The following is a 19,260-nucleotide window of genomic DNA, read 5'->3' as shown; positions in this document are numbered from 1 at the left end:
CCTCCTGCGCGCTTGCCGACGGGTCGGCCGTCGACTCCCCGTCGAGGGTACAGCACCGCCCCTCGGAGGTTAGGAGCCGGCGCCGCGCATGCGCCCGACCCGGTGGAGGAGCATCCCCGCGAAGACGAGGACGAGGACGAGGACGGCCTGGGCGTAGGCCAGGGAGGCGCCGAGCAGCCCGTGCTCGGGGACCCACAGGGTCGCCGCGACGTAGATGTCGACGGCGGCGACGAGATAGCCGACGCACACGAGGCGCTGGAGGCGGATCGTCGTCAACGCGTAGTAGATGATGACGCTCGCCGAGTTCAGGGCGCCGGCTCCGACGAGGACCAGCAGCTCCACCATGTAGGCGGAGACGTCCTGGCCGAAGACGAGCCGGAGGATCTGCGGACCGGCGAGGGCCGATACGGCGGCCACGACGATGAAGGCGAGGCCGGTCGTAGCCAGGCCCCGGCGGACGATCCTCAGGAAACCGGCGGCGTCCCCCTCGGCCCACCGCCGGGCCATCGGGGTGAGCAGCGGGCGGAAGACGAGGAGGGCGAGCATGTTGATGGCGACGGCCGGCATATAGATGATCGAGAAGTACCCCTGCTCCTCGACGCTGCGGTACTCGTCGATCGCGTACCGGGCCTCGTTCGTCAGGTACGTCGCCAGGAACGCCCCGAGGAACAGGGGCAGGCAGTCGGCGAGGAGGGAGCCCATCTGGCGCCAGTCCCAGGTCGGTGACAGGGGGAACATGCGCCGGGCGGGCGGCAGGTAGACGAAGGCGAAGACGATCGTCGAGACGCCGAAGGAGACCGCGGTGGCGACGAGCAGGTCGGCCGTGGCCAGCATCATCACGGAGAACACGCCGGTCGTCGTGAGGATCCGCCAGAAGCAGGCCCGTCCCCCGATGTCGAGCCTGTTGCCCCGCTGGAACTCGGAGTAAAACACGTCCTCGGCGGCGTCGAACAGCCTCAGCGCCGCGACGAGCAGCCCGGTGAGGACGGCGTGAGGGGACTCCCCCCCCTTGTAGAGGCCGTAGCCGACGATCCCGACGAGCATGAGCCCCGTCGTGACGATGCGCGTCGACGCGTAGACGCCGAAGGGGAACTTCCCCGTGACGTCGGTGACGTGGTAGGTCCGCACTTCGAACATGCCGACGGTCTGGAACTGCTGCCCCAGGGCGATGGCAAGGGAGAACACGCCGGCGGCGGCGACCCCCGCCGACCGGGTGACGGCCGTGAGCATGATGACGAACGACAGCGAGCTCATGAGCGAGGCCGCCGTGTTCCACAGGTAGTCGCGCCGGTACTGGCTCGCGGACTCGACGGTCGCGCTCATCTGTCCTCGTCCCAGTAGGGGCCGTAGACGACCGAGTGGGCCTCGTGGTTGACCCGTTGGTCGGCGGGGGGCAGCTCCATGTAGTCGCCGTAGCCTCGCGTGAGGATCGCGTCGTACTCCTTGGGGAGCATGACGGTGATGTCTTCGAAGGGGACGCGCGCGCAGGGGAAGAGCTCGTCGACGCGGACCGCCCAGTGCTTGGGGTCGCGGGTGGAGAAGTCCCCCAGGAGCGTCGAGCCCGAGTGCTCGTGGCGGCGCGCCGCCCGCTCCCACGCGCGTTGGAGGCGTCGGGGGCTGATCCGCAGGGCCCTCATCGTCGCGTGGACGGCGAGCATGATTCCTCCGGCCAGGGGGGCCAGGGGGCCGGGCAGTCCGGTCGCCGCCCTCGGGGTCCCCCTGAGGAAGAGGAGGCGCCCCCACAGCCACGTCGACCGGGACTGGCGCCTGTAGGCGGCCTCGTCGTCCGGGATCGGATCGAGGGGGAACAGGTCGACGCCGATGGGCATCCGGTAGGGCCGGTCCTTGGCGACCTGGGAGACGAATTCGCTGCCCTTGAGTCCCAGGACCGCGAAGGTCTGGGGGTAGTCCTCGCTGTGGCGGGGGGAGACGAGGACGTACGCCTCCCCCAGGAGGGCGGGGGCCTCGTCGAGCAGGCGCTCGTAGTCCGCGCGGGGCAGGCAGACGTCGGCGTCGTCGTCCCAGGGGATGAAGCCCCGGTGGCGGACGGCTCCGATGGCGGTGCCGCCGTAGACGGCGTAGCGGATGCCGAGCCGTTCGCACACCCGGTCGAGTTCGGCCAGGACGCGGGTGGTGGCGCGCTGGACTCCGTCGAGGCGGGAGGGTCCCTCAGGGGCGGTCATCTGCGCCTCCTCGGGCGGCGTCGGATCCGTAGGGGCCGAAGTCGATGACGTGGGCCCGGTGGTTGCGCCGCTGGTCGGCGGGGGGCAGCTCCATGTAGTCGCCGTACCCCCGGCGCAGGAGGGCGTCGTACTCGTTGGGGAGCATGACGGTGATGTCCTCGAAGGGGACGTCGCGGGTGGGGAACAGCTCGTCGTCGGTGACGATCCAGTTCTGGGGATCCCGCATGGTGAAGTCCGCCATGACGCCGGTGGGGGCGTCCTCGTACCTGCGGACGACGGCCTCCCATCTGCTCTGGAGCTTGCGCGGCGTCACGCGCAGCAGGCGCATCCCCCAGTGGGCGGCGGTCGTCGCGGTGTAGATCAGGGCCCTCTTCGCCCCGGTGATGCCGATGAGGTAGGGGCGGGGGGTGCCGACGAGGAAGAGCAGTCTGCCCCACAGCCAGGATCTGCGGCTCATCGAGGCGAAGGCGCGCGGGTCGTCGGGGACGGTGTCCACGGGGAGGATGTCCATGAAGAAGGGCATCCGGTAGGCGGAGTCTCGGTCGGCCTCGGGGATCAGGAGGGTGTCCTTGAGGACCATCTTGGTGAACATGAAGGGGAAGTCGTCGCGCGTTCGCGTGTTGTCCAGCCGGAAGCGCTCGTCGAGGAGGGCGGGCGCTTCGGCGAGGAAGCGCTCGTAGTGGGCGCGGGTCATGAGGACGTCGATGTCGTCGTCCCAGGGGATGAAGCCCCGGTGGCGGACGGCTCCGATGGCGGTGCCGCCGTAGACCGTGTAGGGAGTGCCGAGCCGGCGGCACACCCGGTCGAACTCTTCGAGGATCGTCTTCAAGAGCGCATGGACGCGGTCGAGGAGGTCCTGGTCGAGTCCCTGGTCGTTAGTCATGTCATCCCTTCGTCGTTCCCGGGGCGCGCCCGGCCTCCCGGCTCGCATTGTGCCACGGCGCGAGGGGGCGGGGCGCCGACCCGCCCGTCTCATCGCCGGACCCGCAGGTCCTTCCAGTCGGGCGTGGCCGCCAGGACGGTGAAGACGAGGATCACGAGGCAGCAGACGATCTGCAGCGGGGTCGGCGTGGTCCCCATGAGGACGAACGCGAAGATCACCGCCCACGCGGAGTAGGAGATGTTGAGGGCCATGCCGCGCGAGGCCCCGACCGTGTTGATCGCCGTGTAGTAGAAGAGGTAAGAGGCAGTCCCGGCCAGGGCCGCGAGCGCGATGACGCCGGTGCCGAAGCTGGGGACGGCCGTGAAGGTGAAGCCCAGGACGCCCGCGAGGGGGGCGACGACGGCGAGGTAGACGAGGGCGGATGTGGTCTCGCGGATCTGGAGGGCCGTCTCGTTGTCGACGGCCTCGTCGCGCATCCCCCAGGCGAGGATCACGGCCTCGGATCCCCATCCGACGACGCAGGCGAGGGCCGCGATGACGCCGATGACGGGGTTGCCCCCACCGTCCGAGGTCGACGAGTAGCCGATGACGACGATGGCGGTCAGGGCGATGAGGAGGGCGATGATCTGCCGGGGCCGCATCCGCTCCTTGAGGAGGAGGAAGGCGAGGAGGGTGCCGACGGCCGGGTAGAAGGTCGAGATGATCGCCGTGTACCCGGGGCCGATGTGGTTGATGGCGATGAGGTATCCGCTCATGCCGAAGGGGCCGCCGAGGAGGGCGGCGAGCATGACGGCCTTGCCGGATCGGGTGCGCAGGGCGGCGAGGGTGTCGCCGAGCCGGCCGCGGGCGCCCATGTAGATCAGGAGGATGAGGGCGCAGGCGGCGTCGTGGAGGAGGGCGCTGGCCAACGAGGCCTCGCCGGCGCCGAGGAAGGGCGCCAGTCCCAGGGCGATGCCGAGGACGACGGTGTCGAGGCCCCACAGGGCCCCGGAGAGGATTCCCCATCTCATGTCAGGCCTCCTGTCCGGCCGCGGCCTCGTAGCGGGCGAGGAGGGGGTCGATGTAGTCGGCGGCGTGCCGGTAGTACGTGAGGAGCCATTCCCCGACGTCGTCGCCCTCGGCCTCTTTGAGGAGCGCCCACACGTACCAGCACCAGCCGGCGAAGACGACGTGGGCCCAGAAGTGGCGGTGCTCGAGGGGGGTGGGGGTGCGCCCGAAGTAGTGGACGAGGGCCGTGTCGGCGAGGTCGTCGTCCATGTCGGCGGTGCACACGACCATGGTGCCGAAGTCGGAGGCCTCGTCGGACATGCCGGCGTACTCCCAGTCGATGAGGTCGATGCTCCCGTCGGGGGCGACGAGGAAGTTCGGGGGGAAGAAGTCGTTGTGGCTGGGGACGAGGCCGTACCCGTCGGCCTCGGTGAACGCTTTGAGGCGCAGGACCTTGTCTCGCAGCTCGAAGTAGCCGGGCACGCAGATGGCGCCCTCGCGGGCGAGGAGGTCTTCGTAGCGCAGGCCCTCGGCGACGAAGTCGAATCTGCGGGCGAGGCGGTGGTCGGATTCGTGGAGGCTGCGGCTCATGCGCATCGCGCGGGCCAGTTCGGCCTCGTCGGTGACGTCGAGGTTGCGCGCGTCGGGGACGAACCGGGAGATCTTCCATCCTTTGACGGGGTCGCCGGCGATGTACGTCCGGTCGACGCCGATGTCGCGGGCGAGTTCGAGTGCGGCGAATTCGGCGTCGCGGTCGACGATCTTGTCGGTGCCCGCGCCGGGGTGGCGGTAGACGTATTGGTCGTCGCCGAGTCGGAATCGGCACGACAGGTTGGTGATGCCCTGTTTGAGGGGGGCGAAGTCGTGGATGTCGGTTTTGTCGCAGCCGAGCGCCCCGGCGATGTTGTCGAAGGCCTCGGAGTCGATGTTCTCGATGAAGTTCGGGTCGAAGTCGCGCAGTTCGTCGACGGAGTCGAATTCGTTGATGACGCCGTCGGGGTAGCGGCGGATCACCATGTCGAGGTCCTTGACGTGGTCGAGGTAGATGCTCTCCCAGAGCTTGGGGGCGGTTTCGGGGCGGTGGTAGACGCGCTCGAGGATTGCGGCGAACCGGCGGGAGAACTCGCGGTCGAAGTAGACGTGGCCGAGCATGGTCCACGCGTCGGCCCCGCCGATGGTCGCGCCGGTGATCCGTCCGCCCGGGCCGGTGGACAGGCACCATTCATCGGTCGGCCCGTCGACGTGGACGGCGGAGTAGTAGGCGCGGTAGACGTGGGATTCGAAGGGGTTGACGGTGAAGTAGTCGTCGGAGGAGCACACGTAGGTGTTGGCGAGTCGGTCGCGCACGAGCCATAGGGAGCCGTTGTTGTTGCGGCTGGCGTAGTCGCGGTTGACGACGATGTTCACGCCGAAGGCGTCGATGAGGGAGAAGAAGTACTCCTTCTTGTAGCCGACGACGACGGTGATGTCGGTGATGCCGACCTCGTGGAGCTGGCGGATCTGGCGCTCGATGAGGACTTCCCCGCGCACGCGCAGCGTCCCCTTGGGGCGCTCGTAGGAGATGGGGGCGAAGCGGCTGGACAGGCCGGCGGCCATGATGACGGCGTTGTCGACCTTGTAGGGGTCCAGCGCCCGGCGGCCGGCGTCGGTCAGGGCGCGCGCGTCGATGTAGCCGAGGGCCTCGCATTCGCGCACCGCGGTGTTGACGCGGCCCAGGGAGATGCCGGTGCGGGCCTTGAGATCGCGCTGGGTCAGGGGGGCGTCCTCGCGCAAGAGCGCGTAGAGGACGTCGAATTGGGTCTGGGTCAGGGGCGTCGTCACGGGATCACCGATCGTTCATCTCAGGGGTCTCTCCCCATGCGTTCAAACATAGATCATAAATCTATATTTGTGAACACCGGTGTCGGCGCGTCCTCCTCCCCTCCTCCGCCGATGACGATCCGCGCAGTCCCCGCCCACCGCCCGGGATCGGTGATGCGACGCCCGTCGACAAGCAGGCGCGCGCCCGGCAGATCGAGGGGGCCGATCCGGCGGTACTCGTCATGATCGGCCTGGACGATCACCGCGTCGACCTCGTCGCCGAAGCGGTACGGCTCCCACCCGAGCGCCGCGATCTCCTCATCGGAGAACAACGGGTCATGGACCCCGACGCGGGCGCCGCGCGCGCGCAGCTCGGCGACGACATCGAACACCCCCGAGAACGCGGTCTCCTTGACGCCGCCGCGATAGGCCGCCCCCAGGACCGCCACACGAAGGCCCGACAGGCCGCCGAGAACCTCCTCGGCCCGCGACACCGCGTACGCGGGCATCGCCGCGTTGGCGGCTCGCGCCGCGCGCACGATCGACGCCTGCGGATCCGTCGACAGGTACAGGCGCGGGTAGACGGGGATGCAATGACCCCCCACCGCGATCCCGGGCCGATGGATGTGGCTGTACGGCTGGGAGTTGCACGCCTCGATGACGCGCTCAACATCGATGCCGATCCGGTCCGCGTAGCGCGCGAACTGGTTCGCCAGGCCGATGTTGACATCCCGATAGGTCGTCTCGGCGAGCTTGGCCATCTCGGCCGCCTCGGCGCAGCCCATGTCCCACACGCCGTTCGCGCGGGGCAGGTCGGGCCGCTCGTCGAAGTCGAGGACGGACTCGTAGAAGGTCCTCCCCGCCCGCGCACCGGCCTCGTCGAGGCCGCCGATAAGCTTGGGATAGGCCCTGAGGTCGGCGAAGACACGACCCGTGAGGACCCGCTCGGGGCTGAACACGAGATGGAAGTCCCGCCCCTCGACAAGGCCGGAGATCCGCTCGATCATCGGCCTCCACCGGCCCCGGGTCGTCCCGACGGGCAGGGTCGTCTCGTAGGAGATCAGGGTCCCGCGCTCCACATGCGCGGCCAGGGCGGCGGTCGCCGCATCCATCCGGGCGAAATCGGGCCGGGACTCGGCGTCGACGACCAGCGGGACGACGACGACGACCGCCCGGGCGCCGGGGATGGCCTCGGCGTACGAGGACGTCGCGCGCAAACGGCCCGAAGCCACCTCCTCCGCGAGGTACCCGCCCAGTCGGGCCTCCCCCGGGAACGGCTCGCGACCGGCATTGACCGCATCGACGACCGCCTCGTCGACGTCGACGCCGACGACCTCGTGCCCCTTGCGGGCGTACTGGACGGCCAGCGGCAACCCGATCTTGCCGAGCGCGACGACGGCGATGCGCATGACGGCTCCTCCCCTCCTGCGGCCGGCGCCGCACGCTCCACAGTATGCCCGGACATCGAGAACATCCCCGACCTCCCGGCCGCTCCATCCCGCCGGGCCCAGACCGACCGCACGATCGACAAGCGCCACCGGGGCCCATCGACGGTCGAATGAGCCGACACCACGTCAGCGCGAACGAAAGGGCAGCGGCAAGAATGCGTGTACGCGACTGTGTTCTTATGGCTTGAAGGCTGGGAAATGAGGGGGTGAACACGCTCTGAGAGCATGTTCGGTGCGTGTGACGAGGAACGCGCCGCGTTGCGATGCACGTGGCGCCACGATGGTCGAGAACGGCACGACGAGTACGCGCAGGACCCGCTGGCGGTGCAAGGCGTGCGGGTCTTCAAGCATCCAACGCCGCCCCCGCGCTACAGCAGGGCACCCGCCCATCACCCGGTTCACCGGCCCTCCCCGACCAGTGCACCTACACTGCCCCCATGCCCCGGATCCTCGACCTCTCCTTCTCCCCACTGACCCGGGACGCGCGAGTCCTGCGCCAACTGAGCGTGGTCAGCGAATTCGCAGAGGTGACCACCTGCGGATACGGCCCGGCCACCCCCTACTCCCACGACCACGTCGAGATCCCCGCCGACGCCCCCTCCCTGCCGCAGACCCCCCGGGGCGTCGTCGACCTCGCGCTGCGCCGGCACCGCGCCAGCGATCTCGCCGCCCCGGGATCCGCGGCCGTCCTCGACCGCCTCGCCATGCGCCGCTTCGACCTCGTCATCGCCAACGACGCCCGCGCCCTCCCCCTCGCCCACGCCGTCGCCGACGGAGCGCCGATCTGGGCGGACCTGCACGAATGGGCGCCCGAGGAGCGGACCCACGTCATCGCCTGGCGCCTCCTCGTCGCCCCGTGGATCGACTCCGTGTGCCGCCGCTACCTGCCCCTGACCGCCGCCCAGACCACCGTCGGCACTCGGATCGCCGCCCTGTACGAGGAGCGCTACGGCGTTCGCCCGCTCCTCATGCGCAACGCCGCACCCTACGCCGACCTCGCTCCCTCCCCCGTCGCCCCCGACGGGCCCCTCCGGCTCGTCCACTCGGGGGCCGCCATCCCCGGCCGCGGCCTCGACGCGATGATCGACGCCGTCCTCACGGCCGGGGACTCCTTCCGCCTCGACCTGTACCTCGTCGCCGGCGGGGACCGGGGCGCCCACCTGCGGGATCTGCGGGCGCGGGCCGCGGGCTGCGAGCGCGTCGTCTTCCACGACCCCGTGCCGCCCGCCGCCCTGCCGGCGACGCTCAACGCGTACGACGTCGGCGTCTTCTGGATCCCCCCGACGACCACGAACGCGCGCCTGACCCTGCCGAACAAGCTCTTCGACTTCGTCCAGGCGCGCCTGGCCCTCGCAGTGGGGCCCAGCATCGAGATGGCCGAGATCGTCGGCGAGCACCGCCTGGGCGTCGTCTCCGACGGCTTCGAGGTCGAGCGGATCGTCGACTCCCTGAGGACGCTGACCCCCCAACGGGTCGCCGCCTTCAAGGAGGCCTCGCATCGGGCGGCGCCTGCCCTGAGCTTCGAGCACGAGGCGCAGACTGCCCGACGGATCCTCTCCGACCTGCTCGGCGCCTGAGGACCCGGTCGGCGCGCGGGGCCCGGCGATCGTCCGCCGCGAGGAGCACCCCGAGGCCCCGCCGCCCGCTACGACCCGACGACCCCGCCGCGATGGCCGCCGTGCGCATCGCCGGATCGCAGTCGCGCCCGGCGCCCCCGGGAGAGACGACGCCGCTGAGGTCGTTGGTCTTTGAGGTGAGAGTCGCGCCCGGCGCCCGCGGAGAGAGACACGGGGCCCGGTGATCGTCCGCGGGCCTCGAACAACCCGAGCCCGCTCGCAGGGCCTCCCCCTCCCGCGGCCACCGCGGCCGTTGGCGTCCCGGCCGAGCGCAGACAGCTGCCGGGTCCGGTAGGAGACGCTCGTCGCCCACCGGACCCGGCTCGCGGGCCCCGCGCAAGCCGTTGAGGCCTCGCGGGGAGCAGCGCCTAGCGCGACATCGCGTCGGCGGCCGCCTTGACCTGGGGGCGCACCGGCGTCAGGCGGGTGAGCTGGGTGACGTGGCGCGGCTCCAGCTCCTCGATGCTCGACACGCCCAGGAGCTTCATCGTCCGGACGAGCTCCTCGCTGAGGATCGCCAGGGCGCGGTCGACGCCCTGGCGGCCCCCGGCCATGAGCCCGTAGAGGTAGGCGCGCCCGATGAGGGAGAACTTCGCGCCCAGGGCGCAGGCGGCGACGATGTCGGCGCCGTTCATGATGCCGGTGTCGATCATCACCGTCGCGTCGGAGCCGACCTCGCGGACCAGGTCGGGCAGGAGGCGGAAGGGGACGGGGGCGCGGTCGAGCTGGCGCCCGCCGTGATTCGACAGGAGGATGCCGTCGACTCCCAGGTCGAGCAGGCGGGTGGCGTCGGGGATGTTCTGCACGCCCTTGACGACGATCTTGCCCTTCCACATGCTGCGGATGACCGCCAGGTCCTCGTCGCTGATCGTCGGGTCCATCGCCGAGTCGAGGAGTTCGCCGACCGTGCCCCCCGTCGACGACAGGGAGGCGAACTCGAGTTTCGGCGTGGTGAGGAAGTCGAACCACCACCAGGGCCTGGGGATCGCGTTGAGGACGGTCCCGGCGGTGATCTGGGGCGGGATGGAGAAGCCGTTGCGGCGGTCGCGCAGGCGCGCGCCGGCCACGGGCGTGTCGACGGTGAACATCAGGGTGTCGAACCCGGCGGCCTGGGCGCGCTCGACGAGCCCGTAGGAGATCTCGCGCTGGCGCATGACGTAGAGCTGGAACCAGTTGCGCCCGTGCGGGTTGGCGGCGCGCACGTCCTCGATGGAGGTCGTGCCCAGGGTCGACAGGGTGAAGGGGATGCCGATGGCGCCCGCGGCCCCTGCGCCGGCGACCTCGCCCTCGGTCTGCATGAGTCGCGTGAACCCGGTGGGGGCGATGCCGAAGGGGAGGGCCGAGGGGCCGCCGAGGATCTGGCAGGAGGTGTCGACGTCGACGGCGGGGCGCAGGACGTCGGGGTGGAACTCGATGTCGCGGAAGGCCTGGCGGGCTCGGCGCAGCGAGATCTCGCCCTCGGCGGCGCCGTCGGTGTAGTCGAAGGCGGCCGCGGGGGTGCGCCTCTTGGCGATCGCCCGCAGGTCCCAGATCGTCTGGCAGGCGGAGAGCCTGCGGCGGCGCGCGTTGAAGTCCGGCTTCTTGAAGCGCAGGAGCTCGAAGATTTCCAGGGGATTGGGGACCTGGCGTTTGACCATGATGACCACCTCCGTTGTGGCGAGCGACGAACACCCACTAGGCCTAAAGACCCAGGAGCACGACGATGCTAGAGGGTTGATCTTCATCAGGCAAGGCTTGCCTAAATTTAAAGACTCCCGTTCCACCCTCCTCCAGGACCGCGGGGATCCGATGCCACGGTCGCACGGCACAGCAGGCGACGCCCCCACCGGCAATCGAGCACCTCCGTGGATCGAGCCTGTCGAGCGTCCGTCTCTCCGATGGGCGCCGTGCGCGTCATTCTGCGCGGGGTCGTTCACACGAGGGCGTCCTGGCCGTGGACGTCCTGGCCGAGAAGGGCTCCGCCGCAGTCCGGGCGGGCGCTGGGCTCGTCTCATCCCATCGGACACCTCGCAAGGACGGATTCTTCACGAGAGCAGGAGACTCCCGCCCACTGATGACGGCCTCACGGACAGGCGCCGTGCGCGGCATTCTGCACGGGGTCGTTCACACGAGGGTGTCCTGGCCCGGGACGGGTTCTGTCCACGACGACGGTCTACGGGGAAAGGCTCCACCGGCCCATCGACGACCCCGGGCGCCCGTCGCCGCGAGGACCCGGCCTCGGCCCGTCAGCGCCCCCGCCCCGCCGCCTCCAGGACGACGCGCGCCGCCCGGCCCGCGCTCACGCGCACCGACCGGTTGCCCTCCACCCACGCCCACAGCCTCGACCGGTCCCGGCGCTGATCCGATGCCGGGCACGCCGCCGCCTCCAGCAGGGCCTCGGCGACCGCCCCCGGATCGGCGTCGACCGCCCACCCCAGGCGGCCCTCGACGACATCCTCCCGGGCGCGGCCCGGCCCCGCGTAGATCACGGGGGTGCCGGCGGCCAACGAGGAGAGGATCTTCGTCGGATACGCGTAGTCGTAAGCGCCCGGGCGGATCGACGCCAGGCCCGCGCACGCGTGTGCCGCCCAGAGCCTCGCCTCGTCGGCGGAGACCGTCGGATGCCAGATGACGTCCCCTCGCCCGGCTGTCGCCCGCCTAAGGGCGTCCCAGGCGCTCCCTTGCCCGAGGAACACGAGGCGCGAGCCCGGCATCCGATCGGCGACGCGCGCGAACCCCTCGATGAAGACCTCCGGGGCGAGCCACTCGGCGACCGTCCCCGCGTAGACGAAGACCGGCCCGTCGGTGCCGGGCCAGTCGGCGGGCGGCTCCTGCTCCCGGGGATCCACCGGCCCGCAGGACGTGTCGATCCCGTTGGGGACGACATCTGCGCCGCGCCCGGCCAGGTCGAGGACGCGCGCCGCCACCCCCTCCGACACGGCGAGAACCCGCGAGGCGCCGCGCAGGGCGAAGGCCTCCAGGCGGGTGAGGACGGCGACGACGCCGGGCGCCACCCCCTGGGCGCGCGCGGCGTCGGAGACGATGTCGGCAACGAAGTAGACGCGGGGGATCCGCCGCAACGCGCAGGCGACCTTCACGACGGCCCCCGTCGTCGGCGGCGGCTCGTTGACCACCGCGTCGGCCCTGCGCGCGACCAGCAGCCGCGCGAGGAGCGGCAAGTCGAAGGACAGGTACGGGAGGTATCCGCGAACGGCGCCGGTCGCGTCCCTGAGCACGGGGGCGCGGCTCACGCGCACGCGGGCCCCGTCGGGGCCGGGGCGGGCGAGCCGGGCGTCGAGATCGGACGCCTCCTCGGCGAGGCCCGCCGGGGGGCGCGACGTGAGGACCTCGACGTCGGCGCCCCCGTCCTTGAGGGCCTCGACGAGGGCGAGGAGGCGCAGCGCCGCCGCCGCGGGCTCGGGGGCGAAGAGGCGGGTCGCGACGAGGATGCGCGGTCGCCGGACGGTCACTGGGGTGTGCACCCGCCCAGTGTGCCCCACCCGGCGCCCGACGGCGACGCCGACGTCTCCCGGTACGGCCCATGAGGCGGCCATGCCGCCCCGCCCGGCGATAGGACGGGGCGCATTCCTGCGGCGCAGGGCGGCTCCTCACACCCGGCCATGCTTGACACAAACTCAAACGCGCGATCCGACGACGCAGGGCGGCTCTCCCCGCCACGGACGCCCCCACCCCCTCTCCGTCGCTCAATCCGGCGGCGCAGGGCGGCTCCGGTCGATTCCTGTCCTCGCCCTCCGCAAGACCGCTCGGGACCGGATCGCACCGGCCCTGTGCACGCGGATGCGTCTCGGCGAGGAAACTGCGCCTTCCACGCTCGAAAACGCGTCGAAAAGCATCCGCGTGCACACTCTCCCCATATCCCAGCCGGGCGGTGCGACAATGACGGGGTGAAACTGCCCGGGCGCCTCCTCGACGCCGGCCGTCGTCATCCGACGCTGGTTCACGTGTCGACGCTGCTCACCGGGACCGTCCTCGCCCAACTCGTCGTCCTCGTGACGACCCCGATCATCGCGCGCCTCTACTCGCCCTCCCAGATCGGCGCTTTCGCCGCCCTCATGGCGATCCCCCAGGTCATCGCCCCCGTCGCCGCCCTGCGCTACGACATGGCCATCGTCCTGCCCGACTCCGAGGCCGAGGCCCGCCGCTTGATGCGCGCCGTCCTCGCCTGCTCCGGCGCCGTCAGCGTCCTCGTCTGCCTCGTGTGCGCCGTCTGGCGCGACCCCATCGCCTCCCTCCTCGGCCACCCCGAGGCCTCCGACTGGCTGTGGTGGTCCGGGCCGCTCGTCTTCTGCACGGCGACGACGACCGCCCTGGGCTACTGGATGACGCGACGCACCCGCTTCGCCCCGATCGGCCGGAACCGAGTCGTCCAGGCCGGCCTCGTCGAGTCGACGAGGATCGGCATGGCGCTGGCCGGCGCGGGGGCCGTCCCCGGGCAGGTGCTCAGCCAGGTCGTGGGCCAGGCGGGGGCCTCGGCGCTCCTGGCCTGGACGGGGCGCGAGGCGTTCTCCCCGCCGGGGACGGACGGACGCCCCCTGCGCCGCCTCTTCGCCCGCTACCGGCGCATGCCCCTGCTCAACGCCCCCAACGCCCTCGTCGACGCGGTGCGGGTCAACGGGATCGTCGTTCTCATCGGCGTGTACTTCGCGGCCGATCCGCAGGGGCAGTTCTCCCGGGCGTGGCTCCTCATGCAGGCCCCCGTCGCCCTCGTCACCGGCGCCCTGTCCCAGGTGTTCTACCAGCGCTTCGCGCGCGTCGAGCGCGGCTCGATGACGCGCCTCGTCATCCGGTCGGCGCGCGCCTCGCTGCTCGCCGGACTCGTGCCCTTCGCGGTCCTGTGGCTCGTCGCCCCCGTCCTCCTGCCCTGGTATCTCGGGCCCGGCTGGGAGGAGTCCGGGCTGATCGCCCGGGCCCTGGTCCCCTGGCTCCTCCTCAACGTCGTCACCTCCCCGATCTCCACGGTCTTCGTCGTCGCCGACCGGCAGGCGCTGATGCTCGGCTTCGCCGTCGTCTACGCCGCCGTCCCCCTGGCCCTCATCTCCTGGTTCGGGTCGTCCGGGACCTCGATCGTCGTCGCCGTCCACTGGGTGTCGGCGGCGATGGCCCTGCTCCTGGCGGGGCTCGTCGCCTTGACCGGGGCCGTGGCCCGCGCATGGGACCGCGCTCCCGCGGGCGAACGGGGACCCGCATGAGGGTCGCGCTGACGAAGGGCACCCTGTGGGTGCCGCCGACGTACTTCGCCGTGGAGCACGCCCTGGCCATGCCCGACATCGACTGGCGGGCGTTCGTCCTGTGCGCCGACATCACCGACCCCCGGGTCTCGTTGAAGGTCGACGAAGCGGCCCCCGGGGCGGGCCGTTGGCCCCGGCGCGCGCGCGAGCCCCTCAAGTGGGCGGCGCTCGGGCGGATGCGCCGCAGGATCGTCTCCTGGGGGCCGGGCGTCGTCCACCAGCAGCAGGCCACGTGGTCCCTGCCGGCCGTCCGGGCGGCCCGCGACCTGGGCGCCCCCCTGGTGACGACCTTGCACGGGGGCGACGCCTATTGGGGGCCGTCGGGGATCGGGGGCCGGGGGGCGGCGGGCGCCTGGAATCGGCGCAACGTCTCCGAGGCCTTCGCCGCGTCGCGCCTGCTCCTGGCGGTCTCGCGTCATCTGGCCGACGTGGCCCTCGACTCGGGGGCTCCGGCCGGGCGCGTCGAGGTCCACTACCAGGGGGTCGACACGGACTACTGGGCGCCCGGGCCCCCCGCGAGCACGACGCCCGGGCCCCCCGCGGTCCCGGCGCCAGGGCTCCTCCCGTCCGACGACGGCTCCCCCGTCCTCCTGCACGTCGGCGCCCTGTCCGCCCTCAAGGGGATCCCCGATCTGCTCGCCGCCCGCGAGCGCCTGCTCGCCCGCGCCCCGCACCGGCTCGTCCTCGTCGGCGACGGCCCCTGGCGGGCCGAGGCCGAACGGGCGGCCGCGCGCGATCCGGGGATCGTCGTCGCCGGGGCGCTGGCGCGCGACCGGGTGCGCGAGTGGATGCGCCGGGCCGACGCCCTCGTCCTGGCGACCCGGACGACCGGCGGGCGCTCCGAGGCGGCGGGGCTCGTCTCCTTGGAGGCGCAGGCCTGCGGGCTGCCCGTCGTCGTCACGGGAGCGGGCGGGGCGCCCGAGATGGTGTCCCCCGCGTGCCGGCCCCTCCTCGCCTCCCAGGCCGATCCGGACTCCCTGGCACGCAGTCTGATGACGGCGCTGTCGCTCGACGCCGGCGAACGCCGGACGATCGGCGCGAGCGCCCGCCGGTGGGTCGTCGAGCACCGATCGGTGGCGGCGGCGACGCTCCGCCTGCGCGACATCTACTCGCGGGCGGTCGACTGACGCGGTCGACTGATCGGCGTGCACCGGGATGCGTTTCGGCGCGCTGCGGGACGGCTCAGGGGCCCGAAACCTCGTCGAAGGGCATCCGCGTGCACACCGGTCGGCGGGACTGCCCCCGCGCGGCCGAGTCGAGCATCGCTTCGACGACGCGCAGGGCCTCCAGCCCCTCGCGCATCGAGACGTACTCGCGGCCTCCGACGGTGATCGCGTCGCGGAAGCGCTCCCATTCGACGGCCAGGGGCTCGCGCTTGCTCAGGGCGTAGCGGGTGACGACCCCCTCCGAGACTCCCCGGAACGCGGCGATCTGATCCCACAGGACCGGCATGTCGCCGTTCTCGTAGAACGTCAGGTCCCCCATCGCGGTGTCGGCGACGAGGGCCCCCCGGGCGCCGGTGACGACCGTCGTGCGCTCCTTGAAGGGAGACATCCAGTTGACGAGGTGATTGACGAGGACCCCGTTGGCCAAGCGGCCGGAGGCGACGAGGAGGTCCTCGTGCTCGCGCCCCGACCTCAGGGCGGTCTGGGCGTAGACGGACTCGTAGGGGGCGCCGGCCACCCATGCGGCCAGGTCGACGTCGTGGGTCGCGAGATCCTTGACGACCCCGACGTCGCTGATGCGCGCGGGGAAGGGGGACTGCCGACGCGTGACGATCTGGTAGACCTCGCCGAGCTGACCGGCGTCGAGCCTGCGGCGCATCTCGATGATCGCCGGGTTGCAGCGCTCGACGTACCCGACGGCGCCGACCAGTCCGGCTCCCTCGAATGCGGCGGCGATGCGCTCGCCAGCGTCGATGTCGGCGGCCAGGGGTTTCTCGATGAGGGCGTGGACGCCGGCCTCGGCCAGGGCCAGGGCGGCCTCCTCGTGGAGGGCCGTGGGGACGGCGACGACGGCCGCGTCGATCCCCCGTCCGATGAGCCAGTCGACGTCGTGGCCCACGTCGAGGCCTCCGGCGACCCCGTACCGGTCCCCCGCGGGGTCGGCGAGCGCGGCGAGCTCGACGCCGGGCAGGGCCCGGATGTTGCGGACATGGTGGCGCCCCATGGCGCCGATGCCCAGGACGCCGATCCTCAGCGGGGCCCTCGTCATATCAGGCCCCCGCCGACGCGCACGCGTTGACGGCCTCGACGATCCTGTCGAGGTCGTCGGGCGTCAGGGACGGGTGGACGGGCAGGGAGACGACCTCGCGCGCGGCCCTGTCGGTTTCGGGCAGGTCGAGGTCGCCGGCGAAGCCCTCAAGGGAGGGGAGCCGGTGGCACGGGGTCGGGTAGTAGACGCCGGTGCCGACGCCCCATTCGTCGCGCAGGGCCTTAGCGAAGCGGTCGCGCTCGGAGGCGTCGATGCGGATCGTGTACTGGTGGTAGACGTGGACGGCCCCCGGGGCGACCGGCGGGACGGCGACGCCGGTCAGGCGCTCGTCGAGGGCGGCGGCGTTGGCGCGCCGCCGCCTCGTCCACTCGTCGATCCGGGTCAGTTGGACGCGGCCGATGGCCGCGTGGACGTCCGTCATCCGGTTGTTGAATCCGACGAGTTCGTTGGCGTAGCGGGTCTGCATCCCCTGGTTGCGCAGGAGGCGCACGCGCCGGGCGAGCCGCTCGTCGCGGGTCGTCACCATGCCGCCCTCGCCGCTCGTCATGTTCTTCGTCGGGTAGAGGCTGAAGGCGGCGACCGCCCCGAAGGAGCCGACGGCGCGCCCGTCCAGGAGGGCCCCGTGGGCCTGGGCGGCGTCCTCGACGAGGAGGAGGCCGCGGGCGTCGGCCAGGCGGCCCAGCCGCTTCATGTCGGCGGGGTGCCCGTAGAGGTGGACGGGCATGATCGCGCGGGTCCGCCCGGTGATCGCGGCGTCGACGGATGCCGGGTCGAGGCAGAAGGAGTCGGGGTCGATGTCGGCGAATACGGGCGCGGCGCCGGTCAGGGCGACGGCGTTGGCGGTGGCGGCGAAGGTGAAGGAGGGGACGACGACCTCGTCTCCGGGGCCGATGCCGGCGGCGAGGAGCCCGAGGTGGAGGGCGGAGGTTCCGGAGTTGACGGCGATCGCCAGGGCGCCGGGGACGAGGCGGCGGGCGAACTCCTCCTCGAACGCGGCGACCTCTGGGCCCTGGGCGAGCATGCCGGTGCGCATGACGCGGGCGACGGCCGCGATCTCTTCCTCGCCGATGAGGGGCCGGGCTGCGGGGATCGTCTCACGCGTCATCTCGCGCCTCCGGGGTTTCTTCGACGAGGGCGCCGTCGGCGGTCAGGCGGTAGCGGGCGCCCGTCGCCGGGCAGACGAGGACGCCCTCCTCGTGCGGGTCGGGGTCGAGGGGGACGCCGGCGCGGCCGACCCAGCCGACGCGGCGGGCGGGGGCGCCGGCGACGAGGGCGAAGTCGGGGACGTCGCGGGTGACGACGGCCCCGGCGGCGACGAGGGCCCAGCGTCCGATCGTCACGGGGGCGACGCAGACGGCGCGCGCCCCGACGGAAGCCCCTTCGCGGACGACGACGCCGACGCGCTGCCAGTCCCGACCGGTCTTGACGGTGAGGTCGGGGTTGGCGGCCCTGGGGAAGCGGTCGTTCGTCAGGACGGCGGCCGGGCCGATGAAGACGCCGGGGCCCAGGTCGGCGGGCTCGTAGACGAGGGCGTGGTTCTGGATCTTCGACGCGGCGCCGACGCTCACGCCGGCGCCGATGTAGGCGCCGCGGCCGATGACGCAGTCGTCGCCGATGCGGGCCCCCTGTCGGATCTGGGCGAGGTGCCAGACGCGTGTTCGGCTGCCGACGACGGCGGTCGGGTCGACGTCGGCGCTCTGCTCGATGCTGGCCACGGCGCTCCTTTCTCCGCTCCTCATCGTAGGGGCACGGGGTCGGCCCGCGCACCGCCGGGGCCGCGCGGCCGGCGGGGTGCAAGAATGAGCCCATGAGCGCGCGCGAGGACGTCTGGGTGGTGGTCCCCCTGTTCAACGAGGCCGCCGTCGTCGCCGACGTCCTAGCTCCCCTGATGACGCTCTTCCCGCACGTCCTGTGCGTCGACGACGGCTCGTCGGACTCGTCGGGTGCGGCCGCCTTGGCGGCCGGCGCCCACGTCGCGACCCACCCGATCAACCTCGGCCAGGGGGCGGCGTTGCAGACGGGGTTCGACTGGGTGCTGGCGAGCACGTCGGCCCGCTACGTCGTCACGTTCGATTCGGACGGCCAGCATCGTCCCGAGGACGCCGCCGACCTCGTCGACCTGGCCGAACGGGAGGGGGCGGCCTTCGTCCTCGGGTCGCGTTTCCTCGACGGGGCCCCACGCGAGATGTCGCGGCTGCGTCGACTCGTCCTGCGGGCCGCCGCCTGCGTCTCACGCCTGCGCACGGGGCTGAAGCTGACGGACGCCCACAACGGGCTGCGGGTGATCCGGCGCGACGCGCTGACACGGGTGAGGTTGACGCACAACCGGATGGCGCACGCCACTCAGATCGTCGAGCAGTTGGCGGCGACGGGGCTGGCGTGGCGCGAGGCGCCCGTTCACGTCCGCTACACGGACTATTCGAGGGCCAAGGGGCAGTCGCTGCTGAACTCGGTCAACATCCTCGTCGAACTCGTCATGGGGGGCCGATGACCCACTACCTGCTGATCCGCGTGCTCCTGCTGGGGGGCCTGGTCGTCATCGCCTGGTGGCTGGTGCGCCCGGTCCGCTCGCAGTCGCATCTGGCTGTGCGCCGCCTGTCGATGATGGCCCTCGTCGTGTTCGCGATGGTCGCGGTGGCGCTTCCCGGGGCTCTCAACCGGGCGGCGTCGGCGCTGGGCGTCGAGCGGGGCGTCAACCTCCTCGTGTACGCGCTGGTCCTGGCCCTGTTGGCCCAGGCGGCGACGGCGTATCGCCGTGAGGCTGCGGCCGAGAGGCGGATCACGGACCTGGCGCGGGCCGTCGCCCTGTCGCACGTCTCCCATCCGGAGGGGTCGATTCCCGCAGATCCGGCGGGGAGGGGCGATCCGGCGGGATCCGACCGCTAGACTCTCGAGAATATG

General features: G+C 72.0%; 16 protein-coding genes. 5 read left to right on the top strand and 11 right to left on the bottom strand.

The window, feature by feature from the left end; all coding sequences use genetic code 11:
* Positions 1-69: 69 nt before the first annotated feature.
* The 6 genes from M3T53_RS02770 to M3T53_RS02745 all read right to left on the bottom strand — a co-directional run bounded on the left by M3T53_RS02770 (position 70) and on the right by M3T53_RS02745 (position 7,262).
* Complete coding sequence (locus tag M3T53_RS02770; RefSeq protein WP_272432931.1) at positions 70-1,323, bottom strand: lipopolysaccharide biosynthesis protein; 1,254 nt, start codon at positions 1,321-1,323, stop codon at positions 70-72.
* Positions 1,320-2,183 (bottom strand): LicD family protein, encoded by an 864-nt coding sequence (locus M3T53_RS02765; protein ID WP_272432930.1) that lies wholly within the window; start codon positions 2,181-2,183, stop codon positions 1,320-1,322. The genes M3T53_RS02770 and M3T53_RS02765 overlap by 4 nt, the downstream gene beginning before the upstream one ends.
* Positions 2,170-3,066 (bottom strand): LicD family protein, encoded by an 897-nt coding sequence (locus M3T53_RS02760; protein WP_272432929.1) that lies wholly within the window; start codon positions 3,064-3,066, stop codon positions 2,170-2,172. The genes M3T53_RS02765 and M3T53_RS02760 overlap by 14 nt, the downstream gene beginning before the upstream one ends.
* Before the next feature lie 89 nt (positions 3,067-3,155).
* Positions 3,156-4,076: a DMT family transporter gene (locus M3T53_RS02755; RefSeq protein WP_272432928.1), complete on the bottom strand. Its 921-nt coding sequence runs from the start codon at positions 4,074-4,076 to the stop codon at positions 3,156-3,158.
* 1 nt (position 4,077) lies between these two features.
* Positions 4,078-5,874, bottom strand: coding sequence for a MarR family transcriptional regulator (locus M3T53_RS02750; RefSeq protein ID WP_272432927.1), 1,797 nt, complete (start codon positions 5,872-5,874; stop codon positions 4,078-4,080).
* 53 nt (positions 5,875-5,927) lie between these two features.
* Positions 5,928-7,262, bottom strand: coding sequence for a nucleotide sugar dehydrogenase (locus M3T53_RS02745; protein WP_272432926.1), 1,335 nt, complete (start codon positions 7,260-7,262; stop codon positions 5,928-5,930).
* 476 nt (positions 7,263-7,738) lie between these two features.
* On the opposite strand from M3T53_RS02745, the gene M3T53_RS02740 reads away from it, so the two are divergent.
* Positions 7,739-8,878: a hypothetical protein gene (locus M3T53_RS02740; protein WP_272432925.1), complete on the top strand. Its 1,140-nt coding sequence runs from the start codon at positions 7,739-7,741 to the stop codon at positions 8,876-8,878.
* A 407-nt stretch (positions 8,879-9,285) separates the two neighbouring features.
* Here M3T53_RS02740 and M3T53_RS02735 read toward each other — a convergent pair whose 3' ends face one another.
* A complete protein-coding gene (locus M3T53_RS02735; protein ID WP_272432924.1) occupies positions 9,286-10,554 on the bottom strand; it encodes an alpha-hydroxy acid oxidase in 1,269 nt (422 codons plus the stop codon).
* A 588-nt stretch (positions 10,555-11,142) separates the two neighbouring features.
* Positions 11,143-12,378, bottom strand: a complete 1,236-nt coding sequence (locus M3T53_RS02730) for a glycosyltransferase (protein ID WP_272432923.1) — start codon at positions 12,376-12,378, stop codon at positions 11,143-11,145.
* Between the two features lie 423 nt (positions 12,379-12,801).
* On the opposite strand from M3T53_RS02730, the gene M3T53_RS02725 reads away from it, so the two are divergent.
* Both M3T53_RS02725 and M3T53_RS02720 read left to right on the top strand, forming a co-directional pair.
* A complete protein-coding gene (locus M3T53_RS02725) occupies positions 12,802-14,106 on the top strand; it encodes a lipopolysaccharide biosynthesis protein (protein WP_272432922.1) in 1,305 nt (434 codons plus the stop codon).
* Positions 14,103-15,272, top strand: coding sequence for a glycosyltransferase (locus tag M3T53_RS02720; protein WP_272432921.1), 1,170 nt, complete (start codon positions 14,103-14,105; stop codon positions 15,270-15,272). The genes M3T53_RS02725 and M3T53_RS02720 overlap by 4 nt, the downstream gene beginning before the upstream one ends.
* Before the next feature lie 55 nt (positions 15,273-15,327).
* Here the strand turns inward: M3T53_RS02720 and M3T53_RS02715 are convergent, their stop codons facing one another.
* From M3T53_RS02715 to M3T53_RS02705, 3 genes are read right to left on the bottom strand one after another with little or no spacing between them, the layout of a single operon-like run.
* Complete coding sequence (locus M3T53_RS02715; RefSeq protein WP_272432920.1) at positions 15,328-16,359, bottom strand: Gfo/Idh/MocA family protein; 1,032 nt, start codon at positions 16,357-16,359, stop codon at positions 15,328-15,330.
* Between the two features lies 1 nt (position 16,360).
* Positions 16,361-17,464, bottom strand: coding sequence for a DegT/DnrJ/EryC1/StrS family aminotransferase (locus tag M3T53_RS02710; RefSeq protein WP_272432919.1), 1,104 nt, complete (start codon positions 17,462-17,464; stop codon positions 16,361-16,363).
* Positions 17,454-18,098, bottom strand: a complete 645-nt coding sequence (locus M3T53_RS02705) for an acyltransferase (RefSeq protein ID WP_272432918.1) — start codon at positions 18,096-18,098, stop codon at positions 17,454-17,456. The genes M3T53_RS02710 and M3T53_RS02705 overlap by 11 nt, the downstream gene beginning before the upstream one ends.
* A gap of 68 nt (positions 18,099-18,166) precedes the next feature.
* Between M3T53_RS02705 and M3T53_RS02700 the strand changes: the two genes are divergently transcribed.
* Positions 18,167-18,850 carry a glycosyltransferase family 2 protein gene (locus M3T53_RS02700; RefSeq protein ID WP_272432917.1) on the top strand — a complete coding sequence of 228 codons (684 nt, stop codon included), beginning with the start codon at positions 18,167-18,169 and terminating at the stop codon, positions 18,848-18,850.
* Positions 18,847-19,245 (top strand): DUF2304 domain-containing protein, encoded by a 399-nt coding sequence (locus M3T53_RS02695; RefSeq protein WP_272432916.1) that lies wholly within the window; start codon positions 18,847-18,849, stop codon positions 19,243-19,245. Before M3T53_RS02700 ends, M3T53_RS02695 begins: the two co-directional genes overlap by 4 nt.
* Positions 19,246-19,260: the final 15 nt, after the last annotated feature.

The organism is Actinomyces sp. B33 (assembly GCF_028437565.1).
Classification (GTDB): domain Bacteria; phylum Actinomycetota; class Actinomycetes; order Actinomycetales; family Actinomycetaceae; genus Pauljensenia.
The sequence above is the reverse complement of the archived record's forward strand: the minus strand, read 5'-3'. Positions and strand labels throughout refer to the sequence as shown.